Below are 14,668 nucleotides of genomic sequence, written 5' to 3'. Positions count from 1 at the left end.
GATGCGCCCTGTCGGACCGCACAAAACAACCGCCATCGGCGGCGGAACCAATCCCCGGTGTGGCACGTTCATGGCATGTTGTAGGGCGCCGCGTTTCCATTTCAAGAACCCTTGGCTGCGCTAGGCCCGAAGCAATTCCAGGAAAGTGGGAAAGCGGTTTCCTTCGGAATTGCGTCAAACAGAGATAACGGCCGCCAGGCCGTCCGAAAATGTCCGGGAGCAGGAGCGCGGCATGATCGAAGACACGGCAGGACGGACCATGGTCCGCACGGCAATGAAAGCCCCCTACCTCGAGCGCGATGAGGAACATGTTCTCGCCTTGCGCTGGAAGGAGGACCAGGATCAGCAGGCGCTGCATCAGATCACCGTCGCCCATATGCGGCTGGTCATCTCCATGGCTTCGAAATTCCGACATTACGGCCTGCCGCTCGGAGATCTGGTCCAGGAGGGCCATGTCGGGCTGCTGGAAGCAGCCGCGCGTTTCGAGCCGGAGCGCGAGGTGCGCTTCTCGACCTATGCGACATGGTGGATCCGCGCTTCGATGCAGGACTACATCCTGCGCAACTGGTCGATCGTTCGCGGCGGCACCTCTTCGGCGCAAAAGGCGCTGTTCTTCAACCTGCGGCGCCTGCGCGCCCGTCTTGCCAATGGCGCCGAGCCGATCTCCAACGCCACGCTCTACCGCGAAGTCTCGGTAGCCCTCGGCGTCTCCGAGGCCGATGTCGCGAAGATGGATTCCAGGCTTTCAGCACCTGACTCTTCGCTCAACGCACCGCTCGCCGACGAAGCCGGCACCACTGAGCGGATGGACTTCCTGATTTCGGACGATCCATTGCCTGACGAGGTCGCCGGCGACACCATCGACGTCGAACGGCGCCTGATGTGGCTGAAGACGGCGCTCCGCGCGCTCAATGCCCGCGAACTCAGGATCATCGAGGAGCGCCGGCTGAGCGACGAAGGTGCCACGCTTGAGGCGCTTGGCGAGACGCTCGGCATTTCCAAGGAGCGTGTCCGCCAGATCGAGGCCCGCGCCATGGAAAAGCTCAAGCTCGCGCTGGTCAAGCAGAACCCCGAATTCATGGCAGCGTGAGATTGCCAGGAACAGGGGTACCGCCCTGAGTTATCTCAGAAAAATGCACTATGAAGGCTGGGGTTTCTGACGAAGACCGGCGCTATCTGTCCGTGACGATCTTGACCTTGTCGCCGGCCGAAACCGAGGCGCCCGGCGACATCGCGTTGAGCACGCGGAACAGATCGAGCTTGCGGTCGACGCCGACCATCTGCGCCGAAAGTGTGCCCATCGTCTGCCCGGCCTGTACCGTGACGACGCGGATATGCAGCGGCTTCAGTGCCGCTTTCTCGGCGGGGCTGAGCACGCGGAACGAACTGCTGACCGAGCGTGCCACCGGATCGAGTGTCGTGCTGGCCGAGGGGGCCGCTGTCAAAAGCCGGTAGACCTGGCCGCCGGCGCGGATCACTGCAATGTCGAACTGCCAGCCATCGGCGCCGGCGTGCGCTGTCGCCGCCTCGTTGCCGTCGATCGTCTCCTGGCGCACACTGGTCTCGTCGAGACCGGCCACCCAGCCGCTTCTGATGTAGTCGGTCAGCGCACGATCCTTGTCGATCGACACACCGTCGAAGCGGATCGCCATGTCGCCGGGACCGGTCGCCGTCACCGCCGCTGCCGAATTGTCGATGATGAAGCCGTCGGGCACCGTGAACGATACGCCGAGGCCCGGATGCAGGAAGGTCTGGCCGCGCACATAGCCCTCTTCCGGCGTGTCGCCATAGAGCAGGCCGTCTATCCCGGCCAGGAAGGAATCGCGGTCGCGCGTGCCGATGCCCGGCGCGCCGAACTGGCGGGCGTGACGCTGCGCCAGATCAATTCGCTGCGGCGTGTTGGGGTGCGTAGCCAGGAAGTCGAGGCTGGCGTCGGTGGCGCCGCTGATCGAGCGGAAATCTGTATAGGCCGACATCGACTGCAGGAAACGCCCGGCGGCATAGGGATCGTAACCCGCCTCGCCGATCGACTTGATGCCGATGGCGTCTGCCTCCAGCTCCTGGTTGCGCGAGAACTGCGCCAGCCTCAGCTTGCCGCGGATCAATGCCTGCTTGGCGGTCGGGCTGTCGCCCAGCACATCGGAGACCACCTTGGTCGCCAGGCCTTCCTCGGCCTCGAGCTGCTGTCGCTGCAGACCATGATTGGCGGTGACGTGGCCCATCTCATGTGCGATGACGGCGGCGAGTTCGGCCGAATCATTGGCCAGCGCCAGCAGGCCGCGGGTGACGTAGAGATAGCCACCCGGCAGCGCGAAAGCGTTGACGTTGGGCGAATTGAGGATGGTGATGCGATAGGTCTGGGTCGGATTGGCCGACACCACGGTCAGGCTGCCGACAACCTTGGCCACCATGCGCTCGAGCTTGGGATCGGAATATTCGCCGCCATAGGTGGCAAGGATGCGCGGATGCTGTGCCTTCGCCAGTTCGGCAAGCTTGCTGTTGGCGGCGACATTGTCGACCGTGATCGGCTTGTCGGAAGGCTGGAAGCCGGATTCCTGCACTTCGGGAGGCGTGAACATCTGGCAGCTGGCCAGCGCCACGGCAAGGCCGGCCAGCGCGAGGAAGCGCACCAGCGGTCTGCGTTTCAAAGTGTCAGTGCCGGTCGGCAGCACGGCGTTCCTTCAGCTCTCGGCGCATGATTTGGACCGGGGTCCGCGCCAGCGAAAAATCGGTTTTCGTTGGCAATCCTGCACACATCAAAAAACCTACAGCGTTTACGCATCCGGCCGGGTGCGGCGCTGTAGGGGCAAATCACGGCTCGTGCCGGACCAGTACTAAGCGGACCTAGCCACATCGACTGGACCATGGCAAGCAAGCGCCACATCACCTGTAGCCGGTTTGGTCGTAAATTATGTCCGCTTCCGGGCAATATCGCGTGATCCGCCCGAACTTGCGCCGATATAGCGCCGAAACGCTTCAGGGCCAGTGCCGTCGAAAAAATCGGCGGCAGGTCCCGTCGCGGCAACCCTGCCATTGTCCAGAAAAACCATCTGCTCGCCGATACGGCGAGCGTCTTCCGGCTGATGCGTGACGAACAGCACCGTCATCGCCCGCTCGGCATGAACGCCGGCCACCAGCTCGAGCATGTCGTCGCGCAGTGCTGGCCCGAGCGAAGCGAACGGCTCGTCGAGCAGCAGCACCGGCCGGTCGCGCACCAGAACGCGGGCGAGCGCCACGCGCTGCCTTTCGCCGCCGGAGAGTTCGCGCGGCAGGCGCATTTCCTTGCCGGCCAGGCCGACGCGGTCAAGCGCCTCGGCGATTGCGGCGCGATCGGCGTCGGTCAGGTTGAGCGATGGCGAGCGGCCGAGCCCGACATTCTTCTCCACCGAGAGATGAGCAAACAGATTGTTTTCCTGGAATACCATCGACACCGGCCGCGCCGAAGGCGGCTTGGCGCCGACATCGGCGGCGCCGATCAGCACACGACCGGACTCCGGCGTCTCGAAACCAGCCACCAGATTGAGCAAGGTCGATTTGCCCGAACCACTTGCCCCCATGATGGCGGTGATCTTCGATGTATCGAATTCGACATCGAACAGGAATGACGTTTCGCCATAGCTGAACGAGACCTTGTCCAGCCGGACAGTCGTGCCTTTCTCCACAGCGGACGTCACGATCTCTCTCCCCGTCCCAGCCAGTCTGCCGCGACCACCAATGCAAGGCAGACCGCCCCGAGCAGCAAAGCCAGCCCGGCAGCATCGGCCGTGCGATAGCTGCCCATGCGCGCCAGCAGGAGATAGGGCAAGGTCTGCACCGAATCGCTGCCGAACAGCGCGATGACGCCGAGATCGCCGAGCGACAGTGCCATGGCGAAGGCAAAGCCGGTGGCCAGCGGCCGCCGGAGCGATGGCCAGTCGACCAGAAGCAGCCGGTTCCAGCCCGCAATGCCGAGCTGCGCGCACAGCTTTTCATGGCGCTCGCTCGCCGCATCATAGGCCGGGCGCATCGCGCGGATGGCAAAGGGCATCGCCATCACCGCATTGACGGTGACGACCATGACCGGCGCGATGGCAAAGACATCGCTGACCGTGCGCAGCAGGAGAAACCAGCCGGCGCCGATGACGATGGGCGGCACGACGAGGACGAAGCCGGCGCCGGTGTCGGTGGCATGTTCGAGCAATGAACGGGCACTGGACCGGCGGCGCAGCGACAGTGCCCGCCGCGCCATGATCAGCGACAGTGCCAGCGCCACCGAAAGTAGCGCCGCCGAGAAGGCGAGACCGGCGCTGGTCAGCGTCGCCTGACGCACGGCACTCTCGCCCGCCAGCCGGCCGAGATCGGCGCCGAGGCCGGAGGCAACGGTGGCCGCCATCGGTCCGGCGACGAACAGCAAGGCGAGCACGATCAGGACGGCGTTGAACGCTGTTTCTGCTTTGCCGGCCAAGTGATAGCGGCGCGGCGCGACAGGCAAATTGGCGTCGCCGGTCACATTGGCGCCGAGCCGCGTCAGCGCCAGCATGACGGCGAAAGTCAGCGCGATCTGTAGCACCGTCAGCGTCACCGCTCGCGCCGGATCGAAGTCGAAACGCAGCGCCTGATAGATGGCGACTTCCAGCGTCGTCGCCGCCGGCCCGCCGCCGAGGATCAGGACGATGGTGAAGGAGGTGATGCAAAGCATGAAGACAAGCCCGGCGACGCCCGGCAGCGCGGCGCGCAGCACCGGCCACTCGATCAGCCGGAAGGCTGGCCTCGCCCCCATGCCGAGCTGGCTCGCCAGCCGCCATTGATCGGCCGGCACCGTTCCCAGCGCTTCGAGGAACAGCCGGGTGGCCAGCGGCAGGTTGAAGAAGACGTGGGCGACGAGGATGCCCGACAGCCCATAGATGTCGGGCCAGCTCTGGCCACCGATCGCGGCGAAATAACCGGCGCGGCCATAGAGCGCCAGTATTCCCAGCGCTCCGACAATTGCCGGCAAGGCAAGGGGCACAGTGAATAGCTGCAGGATGAAGCCGCGTCCGAAGAAGCGCGGATGCCGCGACAGCGCCCGGGCGACGAAGAGCGCCGGTACGGCGGAAAGCAGAGTCGAGAGCGCAGCCTGCCAGAGCGTGAAGCGGACAACGCGCAGGAGATAGAGGTCAAAGGCGGACGCGGCGCCGGAAAGGTCGTGCGCGCCTTCGCGGATAAGGCCGGCGAAGGCGCCACCGATCAGCAGCGCGATTGCCGCAAGCGCGACAATGCCGGCCGTGATGCGGGGGTCAGAGCGTTGCACTCTTTACCGGGCGTCGCGTTCCTTCGCGCCCCCCTCTGTCCTGCCGGACATCTCCCCCACGAGGGGGGAGATTGGCGGTTTTAGCGCTCCGCTCATTCCTGCAGCTTCGGAGATTGGCGAAAGTCAACGTAAAGGCCAATCTCCCCCCTCGTGGGGGAGATGTCCGGCAGGACAGAGGGGGGCGCCGTAGAGCACTCATCTTTTGACTATACAGCCAAATCTACTTGCTCATCACCGCCAGCCATTCATCCACCCAGGCCTTGCGATTTGCCGCGACCTCTTCCGGGCTGAACAGCAAGGTCTTCGCCGGCTTGACCAGCCTATCAAAAGCCGGATTGAGCGGCTTGTCGGTTTTCCCGGCCGGGAACATCCAGTTGGTCTCCGGAATGACATCCTGGAATTTCGGCCCGGTCATGAAGGCCAGGAACTTCGCCGCCAGCGGATTCTTCGCGCCCGTGGTGGTGATGCCGGCGACCTCGATCTGCAGATACTCGCCTTCCTCGAACGAGGCCGCCTGGTAGCGCCCGGTGTTCTCCGCCACCATGTGGTAGGCCGGCGACGTCGTATAGGAAAGCACCATCGGCGCCTCGCCCTTGGTGAACAGGCCGTAGGCCTCGCTCCAGCCCGGCGTCACCGTCAGCACTTTGCCCTTGAGTTTCGCCCAGGCTTCCGGCGCCTTGTCGCCATAGACCGACTTAACCCACAGCAGCAGGCCAAGGCCCGGCGTCGACGTCCTCGGATCCTGGATGACGATCTTGTCGGCGGCATCGCCCTCGACCAATTTCTTCAGGCTCTTCGGTGGGTTCTTCAGCTTCTCGGTGTCGTAGACGACGGCGAAATAGCCATAATCGTAGGGCACGAAAGTGTCGTCGCTCCAGCCGCCCGGCACGTTGTTTTCAGCCACCGCGCCATGTGGGACAAACAGGCCGGAAGCCTTGGCTTCCGCGGTGAGGTTGGTGTCGAGGCCAAGCACGATATCGGCTTTGGTCGACGCACCTTCGAGCTTGACGCGATTGAGCAGCGCGACGCCGTCGGCCACCGAGACGAAGTCGACGCTGCAGCCACACTCGGCCTCGAATTCCTTCTTCACCTGGGGGCCTGGACCCCAGTCGGCAGTGAAACTCTCATAGGTATAGATCGTGAGTTTTTCCTGCGCGCACGCAGGGCTTGCCAGTAGCGAAACAGCAAGCCCAAGCGCTGGGACAAGACGGGACAAAAAAATGCGCATCGGCGCCTCCTTCATTCGTGTTGAAAGGAATTGAGGCGTCGGGCTGTCCGAAGCGTCTAATCCCTCCGCCGGTACAAACCGGATCAGGTTCAGCGGGTTGGCGAGACTGCCTCTCAGCCGGTCCGCGAAGATCGCGTCCGGCACCCCGTTAGAGCGTTTCGACACATAGGCCCGGCCAAGGTGCCACGCAAGTGGAAGTTTGCCCGAGCGTGATCCCGGAAAGTGGAATCCGTTTCCGGAAAAAGATCATGCTCCAACAAAGAGTGACGGTGCCGCTCGGCCTTCCGTTTCGTCGGCGGGGCTGGTAAGGGCCAGCGGATATGAGCACATTCACCATCCTGCTTGGCGGCGATCTCGTCCGCACGCCGCGGCTCGACCGCCAGGTCGCGGGCACGCGCGTCATCGCCGCCGACGCCGGCATCGATCATGCCCGCCTGCTCGGCGTGATGCCGGAGCTGTGGGTCGGCGATTTCGATTCCGTGCCGGCGGACCTGCCTGCCGATCTCGCCGCCGTGCCGCGGGAGGTGTTTCCTCCCGAAAAGGACAAGACCGATGGCGAACTGGCGATCGCGGCGGCATTGGAACGCGGCGCCACCAGCCTGGTGCTGGCCGGCGCTTTCGGCGGCAAGCGCGCCGACCACGCCTTCCTCCATCTGGCGCTCAGCCTGCGGCTGGCCGAGGCCGGCACAAAATTGCTGTTGACCAGCGGAGCGCAGGAAGGCGCCCCTCTGCTGCCTGGCAAGGCCGGCTTCGACTATGCCGACGGAACGCTGTTTTCGGTGCTCGGCTTTTCCGATCTTTCGGGCCTCACCGTGTCCGGCGCGAAGTGGCCGCTCGACCATGTCGAGGTCGTGTTCGGCTCGTCGCTGACCATCTCGAACGAGGTCAAGTCCAACACGACCGGGGGCGGCCTCGAAATCGCGCTCGGCCATGGCCGCGCGCTGCTGCTCGCCCACCCCTACCCCTTGCCTGAAAGCTGACATGGCCCCGCCCCTTCTCAACCTCGACGGCATAAGACTGACCTTTGGCGGCACGCCGCTGCTCGATGGCGCCGAACTGACGGCGTCCGCCGGTGACAAGATCGCGCTCGTCGGCCGCAACGGCTCCGGCAAGTCGACGCTCCTGAAGATTGCTGCTGGTCTGATCGAGCCGCAAGACGGCGAGGTCTTCCGCCAGCCTTCGGCAACGGTGCGCTATCTCCCGCAAATGCCCGACATGGACGGCTTTGCCAATGTGCGCGCCTATGTCGAGGCCGGGCTTGGGCCTGCCGACGATCCCTACCGCGCCACATATCTGATGGAGCATCTCGGCCTCGCCGGCACGGAGAACCCCAACGATCTCTCCGGCGGCGAGGCGCGCCGCGCAGCACTTGCCCGCGTCATGGCGCCCGAACCCGATATTCTGCTGCTTGATGAGCCGACGAACCATCTCGATTTGTCGGTCATCGAATGGCTGGAAGAAGAGCTTGTCCGGACGTCTTCGGCGCTGATCGTCATCTCGCACGACCGTCGCTTCCTCGAACGCGTCTCGCGCGCCACTGTCTGGCTCGACCGTGGCCAGACCCGCCGCCTCGACAAGGGCTTTGGCCATTTCGAGGAATGGCGCGACCTTGTGCTGGAAGAGGAAGAGCGCGAACAGCACAAGCTCGGCCGCCAGATCGTGCGCGAGGAGCATTGGCTGCGCTATGGCGTGACGGCTCGCCGCAAACGCAACATGCGCCGCCTGGGCGAACTGCAGACCATGCGCCAGCGTTTTCGCGGCCATCGCGGCGCCGAGGGCTCGGCGACCATGGTGGCCAGCGACGCCGCCGAATCCGGCAAGCTGGTGATCGAGGCCAAGAACATCGAGAAGAGTTTTGGCGACCTGACCGTGGTCAAGGGCTTCTCGACCCGCATCCAGCGCGGCGATCGCGTCGGCCTTGTCGGGCCGAACGGCGCCGGCAAGACGACGCTGTTGAAGATGCTCACCGGCGAGATGAAGCCCGATGCCGGCTCGGTGCGGCTCGGCACCAATCTGGAAATCGCCACGCTCGACCAGAAGCGCGAGGCGGTCGATCCGGCCGAGACCCTGGCGCAGTATCTCACGGACGGGCGCGGCGAAAACCTCGTCATCAATGGCGAGCAGCGCCATGTCGTGTCCTACATGAAGGATTTCCTGTTCAAGCCGGAACAGGCGCGCACCCCGGTGCGCGAGCTGTCCGGCGGCGAACGGGCGCGGCTGCTCCTGGCGCGTGTTCTGGCGCGGCCGGCCAACCTTCTGGTGCTCGACGAGCCGACCAACGATCTCGACATGGAGACGCTGGAACTGTTGCAGGAACTTGTCGCCGGCTTTGCCGGCACGGTCATCCTGGTCAGCCACGACCGCGACTTCCTCGACCGCACCGTCACCAGCATCATCGCCCCGGACGGAGGCGGCCGCTGGATCGAATATGCCGGTGGCTATTCCGACATGCTGGCGCAGCGCGGCGGCACCCGGCTCGACGACCGCAAGGCGCGCGCCAAGGCCGAAGCCAGCGATGCGCCGGCGCCGGGCAAGAGCGAGCCGGCAGCGCCAAAAGGGCCGTCGAAGAAACTGTCGTTCAAGCAGAAATTCGCCCTGGAATCGCTGCCCAAGAAGATCGAGGCGGTAATGGCCTCGATCTCGCGTTTGGAAAACAACATCGCCGATCCCGCCTATTACGAGCGCGACCCGGCCTCGTTCCAAAAGACCATCGCCGCCCTCGACAAGGAACGCGCCACGCTGGCCGCACTCGAGGAAGAGTGGCTGGAACTGGAAATGCTGCGTGAGGAGATGGAGGGGTAGCATTGCCTGCGGTCTTTTATGCGCGTATATTGTGCGCATGAAAGGAGGCATCTCCGTGCTTCAATCGACGCCAAAAACTCAGCGGACCTCTGTCAACACGTCCATTGACTCTCAGTTGATCAAGGACGCCAAAGCGTTGGGCATCAACATCTCCCGCGCTGCCGAAGCAGGGATCGCGAAAGCGATTGCGGCGGAGAAAACGCGTCGATGGCAAGAAGAAAACAGGGAAGCCATCAAAAGCTCCAACGAATATGTCCGAAAGAACGGACTGCCATTGGCTAAACACCGGCCGTTCTGATGGCGCGTTACGATTTCTATCGGAGTACCGAGAGCGACGGTTATCTTCTCGACGTGCAGTCAGATATGCTTGAAGGGCTGAGCACGAGGGTGGTCGTTCCTTTGATGCCGCCCGAGATTGCCCCGCTTCCTGGCCGCCGCCTGAACCCGACCTTCGCTATAAACGGCAAAGATCTTGTGATGGTCACACAGTTTGTGTCGGCCTTCAGCGCGTCCGAATTGCGGATGCCAGAGGGAAACCTTTCTAGACATCACGACGACATCGTCGCCGCCCTCGACATGCTGTTCCAGGGCTTCTGAGCGAAGGCAGCCGCTACTGCCGCCCGTCAACCTGCCGTCTTGGCCTGCCAGGCCTTCAGCGCCTCGTCGAACACCTTCTCGCCCGGAATGCCCTTTTCCATGGTCAGCAGCGCCCGGCGTCCGGTCTTGTAGACCACCGGCACGTCGATCCAGTCCTGGCCTCGAAGCAAGGTCATATTGGCGTCCTCGTCGGCCTTGGTGTCGTTGAGCGCCACCAGGAAGAAGCCGTCGGCGATCTTGGCCGGAATGCCGATCAGCGGGCTGCCGGCATCCTGTTCCGAACTCTTCATGGCGACGCGCAGGATGTTGTCGACGCCACCGCCGTCAAAGCCCTCGGGCGTCAGGAAGATCATCTCGATGATGTGGCTGGCCGGCAGCGTCTGGTCGGTATTGCGGCGGATGGTCATGCGCAGCTGGATGTCCTTGCCGGGAATGGTCGCCTCGGCGCGGATCGCCGGCTCGGGCGGCAGGTCGCCGCCGGGCGATTCCTGCACCAGCGACCAGACGATGCTGCCGGGTTCGGCCGAACCTTGCGCGGTCGAGGTGCGTTCCTCGTAGAAGATCGCCTTCTGGCCGACCGCAACGGTCGGCGCGGGAGCGGCGGCCGCCGGCGCAGCGGGCGGCGTGGCGGCGGCATCAGCCGGTGCTGCCCCATTGGCCGGCGGTGCGACGCCATCGGCGGGCGGCGTTGCCGGTGGCGTGGCGGAAGCGTCGGGCGCCGGCGTGGCGGGCGCGCCCGTGGCTGCGGCGTCGCCGGCCGGCGGGGTCGCAGGCGCTGGAGCCGCAGGTGGCGCTGGAGCCGGGGGGGGCGGTGTGGTCAGCGCGGCGACGGACTCGCCCTCGCCGATGCCGCTTTGACCGGCCGCGGGACCGGGGTCGGTTTCACCGCCTTCGGGCGACAGGCGCTGGGTGAACTTCGTTCCCTCGCCGGCAGCGGCCGGTGCCGGTGCATCGGCCGCGGGCTTGGCCGGCGCCGGCTTTACCAGCGGTTCGGTCGAGACCGTCTTGGTGTCGCCGCCGAGGCCCAGCATCGAGCCAAAGGCATCCTTGTTCAGCCAGATGCCATAGCCGCCGCCGGCGACCACTAGAAGCGCGACGACAGCCGCGATCAACCCGCCATAGCTGCGCCTGCGCTCGGCTGGGCGCAGGCGCTGGAACGTGTCCGCGACCGGCTGCTCGTCATTGGCGAACACATCGGCGCTGTCGTCGTCGGCGTCCAGCTCCACGGCTTGCTTGTCGATGGTTTCTGCACGCGCCGCAGGCGACGGCGGTGTCGGCGCGGGCCTCTGCCAGCTCGGCTCTGTCCTGGCGGTCGGCGCCGGCTGCACCGGTTTCGCCGGCTGCCAGGCCGGCGCAGGCGTGGCGGAAGGCTTTACATGACTGGACTGGTTCTTGTTGCGGTCGATGGAGGAGAAGATGTGCTCCAGCTCCGCCAGCGGATCGGATGCCGGCACCGCCCTGGCATAGTCGCGCTCGACGCTCGAGATGGCATCTTCCAGGGATCGCTTCTGCGTGCTTATGGCTTCCGTGGCCAGCGGCGGCGAATACTCCGCAAGCTTCTTCGCCAGCATGGTACGAACGCTTTCATAGATCCGCGTACGCTTTTCGGGCGTTTCGTCGCCGTGCTTGTCGAGCGCCTTTTTCAGAATAGCAACGAAATCTGCCATGCTTCAGTCGACCTGTATTTGTTTCCGCGCCGGCCCCCGCAAATCGGCCGCGATGCCCGGAAAGGCTTCAGAAAACTAGTCTTGAAACGGATCGGTCACAAGTATCGTGTCGTCCCGTTCCGGGCTGGTGGAAAGGAGCGCGACGGGTGCGCCGATCAGCTCCTCGATGTAACGGACGTATTTAACGGCCTGCGCCGGAAGGTCGTTCCAGCTGCGCGCGCCGGCGGTGGTGCCTTTCCAGCCTTCGAGCGTCTCGTAGACCGGCTCGACACGCGCCTGCGCGCCCTGGCTGGCCGGCAGATAGTCGATCGTTTCGCCGTCGAGACGGTAGCCGGTGCAAACCTTGATCTCATCCAGCCCGTCGAGCACGTCGAGCTTGGTCAGGGCGATGCCCTTGATACCGTTGACGGCGACGGCCTGGCGCACCAGCACGGCGTCGAACCAGCCGCAACGGCGTTTGCGCCCGGTGACGACGCCGAATTCGTGGCCACGCGTACCGAGAAATTCGCCGATCTCGTTCTTCTGCTCGGTCGGGAACGGGCCTTCGCCGACACGCGTCGTATAGGCCTTGGTGATGCCCAGGACATAGCCGATGGCGCCGGGGCCCACCCCCGAGCCGGCGGCTGCCTGGCCGGCAACGGTGTTGGACGAGGTGACGAACGGATAGGTGCCGTGGTCGATGTCGAGCAGCGTGCCTTGCGCGCCCTCGAACAGGATGCGTTCGCCGGCGCGGCGCTTGTCGTCGAGGATTTTCCAGACGCGGTCCATATAGGGCAGGATCTCATCGGCGACCGAGGTCAGCTCGGTCATGATCGCCTCATGCGTGACTTCGCCATGGCCAAGCCCGCGACGCAGCGCATTGTGATGCGTCAGCAGCCTGTCGACCTTGAGAGGCAGCGTTTCCAAATCCGCCAGATCCATCACCCGAACCGCGCGCCGGCCCACCTTGTCTTCATAGGCTGGGCCGATGCCACGACGCGTCGTGCCAATTTTCGTCCCGGAATTGGAGGCGGCGTCCTCGCGGAATCCGTCCAGCTCCCGGTGCAGCGACAGGATAAGCGCCGTGTTTTCGGCTATTTTCAGGCGGTCCGGCGTGACCTCGACGCCTTGCGCCTTGAGTTTTGCCACTTCCGCGACAAAGGCGTGCGGGTCGAAGACGACGCCATTGCCGATGATCGACAGCTTGCCTTGCCGCACCACGCCCGACGGCAGCAGCGACAGTTTGTAGACCTTGCCGTCGACGACCAGCGTATGGCCGGCATTGTGGCCGCCCTGGAAGCGCACGACCACGTCGGCGCGCTCCGACAACCAGTCGACGATCTTGCCCTTGCCTTCGTCGCCCCATTGCGAGCCGACGACCACCACATTGGCCATGTTTCTTTTCCCTTGAGATGCCGCCCTGGCGGCCTGGATATGGTTCGAAACGACAGGCCTCTATAGCGTCAAGACCTCGCAAGCGCGACCTTTCTTTGCCGCCGAAAATGCCCTGAGGCACAACAATTTTCGGCTTTGACATCATTTACTTGCGTCGGCGGGGGCAATAGGCCGGCAAACACAACTCCCCAAGCGGCCGGAATCCCGCATGCATCGACGCGCCTACCTGTTCCTGCTGCTGACCACCCTGCTGTGGGGCGGCAATTCCGTCGCCGGCAAGCTGGCGGTCGATCACGTCTCGCCGATGACGCTGGTCTTCCTGCGCTGGGTGCTGGCCGTCGCGATCCTGCTGCCGATCGGCTGGCGCACGATCAGGGAGGACTGGCAGGTGGTGCGCAAACACTGGTTCGTGCTGGCTGCACTTGGCGCCAGCGGCTTCACTCTGTTCAACACCATTTTTTACACCGCGCTCAACTACACGACCGCGATCAATGTCTCGATCGAACAGGCGGCGATGCCGGTCTTGATCATCATTGCCAATTTCTTCTTCTTCCGCCTGCGCGTGAGCTGGGCGCAGATTGCGGGCGTGGTGCTGACCATCTTCGGTGTCATATTGACTGCCTGCCACGGCGATCCGCGCCGACTGCTCACATTGGAACTCAATTTCGGCGACGCCATCATGCTGGTCGCGGTCGTCCTCTACAGCGGTTATTCGGTCGGGCTGCGGCTGAAGCCGGTGATGCGCTGGCAGAGCCTGATGTTGTCCCTGGCGATCGCTGCCCTCATCACCTCGCTGCCGTTCTTCCTGTGGGAGGTCGCCGCCGGCAAGGTTATCGTCCCCGATATCAGCGGCTGGGTGGTCATCGTCTATACCGCGATCGGCGCTTCGGTCATTTCGCAGATCACTTACATCAGGGGCAACGAACTGATCGGCGCCAACCGTGCCGGGCTGTTCATCAATCTGGTGCCGATCTTCGGCACGCTGCTGTCAGTGCTGATCGTCGGCGAGACATTCCAGCTCTAGCAGGCGCTGGCGCTCGTCCTGGTGCTGGGCGGCATTTCGCTCGCCGAATACAGCGGGCGCAAGATGGCGGCACCGAACCGCCGCGGATAACATTTGGCTGCTGCCGCGCTGCGCCGCCGTCGCGATAACTGCTGCCGCGCGCCGACCAGGAACATTTTACCTCTGGCGGAGTTTGCTTGCGTGGGAGGCAACAAGATGAGCCATAACCCTCGCAGCACGGCAAGCATTGCCGGTCACCCCATTCATCCAATGCTGATTCCGTTTCCGATCGCCTTCTTTGTCGGCACCTTCGTTTGCGATCTGATTTTCTGGCAAACAGCCGATCCCGGGTGGGTCACCGGATCGCTTTGGCTTCTCGGCGCCGGCCTGATCATGGGCGCCTTGGCCGCTCTTACCGGCCTGACGGACGTTCTCGGCGATGTTCAGATCCGCAATCTCACGACGGCATGGCTCCATGCCGGCGGCAACGTGCTCGTCGTGCTGATCGAGCTTTATAACTGGTACTCGCGTTATGTCGGTGGAGCGGCGGCCGTGATCCCGACCGGCTTTATCTTATCGCTGATCGTGGTTCTGGTCCTGCTGTTTACAGGCTGGAAGGGCTGGGACTTGGTCTATCGGCATCGCGTGGGCGTCTCCGACGGCTCAGACGAATTGACCTGAACCGGCCTCTGCGACGGCCGCCCCAATGATGGGGGGAGGACCGCCGC

General features: G+C 64.3%; 12 protein-coding genes, 1 pseudogene and 1 riboswitch. Of the genes and pseudogenes, 7 read left to right on the top strand and 6 right to left on the bottom strand.

All coding sequences use genetic code 11. The features are described from left to right. Positions 1 to 232 precede the first annotated feature (232 nt). The gene (locus tag NKI10_RS09085) at positions 233 to 1,090 is read left to right on the top strand and encodes an RNA polymerase factor sigma-32 (RefSeq protein ID WP_023685806.1); all 858 of its coding nucleotides are present in this window, start codon (positions 233 to 235) and stop codon (positions 1,088 to 1,090) included. Between the two features lie 82 nt (positions 1,091 to 1,172). Here the strand turns inward: NKI10_RS09085 and NKI10_RS09080 are convergent, their stop codons facing one another. From NKI10_RS09080 to thiB, 4 genes are all read right to left on the bottom strand, one after another. Next, positions 1,173 to 2,579, bottom strand: coding sequence for a M48 family metalloprotease (locus tag NKI10_RS09080; RefSeq protein ID WP_245266161.1), 1,407 nt, complete (start codon positions 2,577 to 2,579; stop codon positions 1,173 to 1,175). Between the two features lie 330 nt (positions 2,580 to 2,909). Beyond that, positions 2,910 to 3,674, bottom strand: a complete 765-nt coding sequence (gene thiQ / locus NKI10_RS09075; protein WP_352859587.1) for a thiamine ABC transporter ATP-binding protein — start codon at positions 3,672 to 3,674, stop codon at positions 2,910 to 2,912. Then, positions 3,671 to 5,269 (bottom strand): thiamine/thiamine pyrophosphate ABC transporter permease, encoded by a 1,599-nt coding sequence (thiP, locus tag NKI10_RS09070; protein ID WP_023707250.1) that lies wholly within the window; start codon positions 5,267 to 5,269, stop codon positions 3,671 to 3,673. Before thiP ends, thiQ begins: the two co-directional genes overlap by 4 nt. 220 nt (positions 5,270 to 5,489) lie before the next feature. Continuing rightward, positions 5,490 to 6,497, bottom strand: a complete 1,008-nt coding sequence (thiB, locus tag NKI10_RS09065) for a thiamine ABC transporter substrate binding subunit (RefSeq protein WP_031246663.1) — start codon at positions 6,495 to 6,497, stop codon at positions 5,490 to 5,492. A gap of 43 nt (positions 6,498 to 6,540) precedes the next feature. After that, positions 6,541 to 6,655: riboswitch (TPP riboswitch) on the bottom strand. Between the two features lie 162 nt (positions 6,656 to 6,817). On the opposite strand from thiB, the gene NKI10_RS09060 reads away from it, so the two are divergent. From NKI10_RS09060 to NKI10_RS09045, 4 genes are read left to right on the top strand one after another with little or no spacing between them, the layout of a single operon-like run. Then, the gene (locus NKI10_RS09060) at positions 6,818 to 7,477 is read left to right on the top strand and encodes a thiamine diphosphokinase (protein WP_023690494.1); all 660 of its coding nucleotides are present in this window, start codon (positions 6,818 to 6,820) and stop codon (positions 7,475 to 7,477) included. A gap of 1 nt (position 7,478) precedes the next feature. Continuing rightward, positions 7,479 to 9,299 carry an ABC-F family ATP-binding cassette domain-containing protein gene (locus tag NKI10_RS09055; RefSeq protein ID WP_023690493.1) on the top strand — a complete coding sequence of 607 codons (1,821 nt, stop codon included), beginning with the start codon at positions 7,479 to 7,481 and terminating at the stop codon, positions 9,297 to 9,299. 55 nt (positions 9,300 to 9,354) lie between these two features. Next, positions 9,355 to 9,597, top strand: coding sequence for a type II toxin-antitoxin system CcdA family antitoxin (locus tag NKI10_RS09050; protein ID WP_245271029.1), 243 nt, complete (start codon positions 9,355 to 9,357; stop codon positions 9,595 to 9,597). Beyond that, entirely contained in the window at positions 9,597 to 9,896 is a 300-nt protein-coding gene (locus tag NKI10_RS09045) for a CcdB family protein (RefSeq protein ID WP_023673676.1), read from the top strand. Before NKI10_RS09050 ends, NKI10_RS09045 begins: the two co-directional genes overlap by 1 nt. A gap of 26 nt (positions 9,897 to 9,922) precedes the next feature. On the opposite strand, the gene NKI10_RS09040 is transcribed toward NKI10_RS09045, so the two are convergent. Then, a complete protein-coding gene (locus tag NKI10_RS09040) occupies positions 9,923 to 11,563 on the bottom strand; it encodes a hypothetical protein (protein ID WP_286440138.1) in 1,641 nt (546 codons plus the stop codon). A 75-nt stretch (positions 11,564 to 11,638) separates the two neighbouring features. After that, positions 11,639 to 12,937, bottom strand: a complete 1,299-nt coding sequence (locus NKI10_RS09035) for an adenylosuccinate synthase (protein ID WP_023684197.1) — start codon at positions 12,935 to 12,937, stop codon at positions 11,639 to 11,641. A 208-nt stretch (positions 12,938 to 13,145) separates the two neighbouring features. Here NKI10_RS09035 and NKI10_RS09030 point away from each other — a divergent pair. Next, positions 13,146 to 14,051: pseudogene (locus NKI10_RS09030) on the top strand (DMT family transporter). Between the two features lie 105 nt (positions 14,052 to 14,156). Beyond that, on the top strand, positions 14,157 to 14,621 hold the full coding sequence (locus NKI10_RS09025) for a DUF2231 domain-containing protein (RefSeq protein ID WP_352859666.1): 465 nt from the start codon (positions 14,157 to 14,159) through the stop codon (positions 14,619 to 14,621). Positions 14,622 to 14,668 lie beyond the last annotated feature (47 nt).

Origin of the sequence: Mesorhizobium sp. M0802 (assembly GCF_040320115.1) — a bacterium.
Lineage (GTDB): Bacteria > Pseudomonadota > Alphaproteobacteria > Rhizobiales > Rhizobiaceae > Mesorhizobium.
Note: the sequence above shows the minus strand (reverse complement) of the source record. Positions and strands in the feature narration are given on the sequence as shown.

Excerpts from the sequence above, each read along its gene's own strand:
- thiB (WP_031246663.1), bottom strand. The coding sequence starts at position 6,497 with ATGCGCATTTTTTTGTCCCGTCTTGTCCCAGCGCTTGGGCTTGCTGTT.
- NKI10_RS09035 (WP_023684197.1), bottom strand. The coding sequence starts at position 12,937 with ATGGCCAATGTGGTGGTCGTCGGCTCGCAATGGGGCGACGAAGGCAAG.
- NKI10_RS09085 (WP_023685806.1), top strand. The coding sequence starts at position 233 with ATGATCGAAGACACGGCAGGACGGACCATGGTCCGCACGGCAATGAAA.
- NKI10_RS09055 (WP_023690493.1), top strand. The coding sequence starts at position 7,479 with ATGGCCCCGCCCCTTCTCAACCTCGACGGCATAAGACTGACCTTTGGC.
- NKI10_RS09060 (WP_023690494.1), top strand. The coding sequence starts at position 6,818 with ATGAGCACATTCACCATCCTGCTTGGCGGCGATCTCGTCCGCACGCCG.
- NKI10_RS09040 (WP_286440138.1), bottom strand. The coding sequence starts at position 11,563 with ATGGCAGATTTCGTTGCTATTCTGAAAAAGGCGCTCGACAAGCACGGC.
- NKI10_RS09045 (WP_023673676.1), top strand. The coding sequence starts at position 9,597 with ATGGCGCGTTACGATTTCTATCGGAGTACCGAGAGCGACGGTTATCTT.
- NKI10_RS09080 (WP_245266161.1), bottom strand. The coding sequence starts at position 2,579 with ATGTTCACGCCTCCCGAAGTGCAGGAATCCGGCTTCCAGCCTTCCGAC.
- NKI10_RS09025 (WP_352859666.1), top strand. The coding sequence starts at position 14,157 with ATGAGCCATAACCCTCGCAGCACGGCAAGCATTGCCGGTCACCCCATT.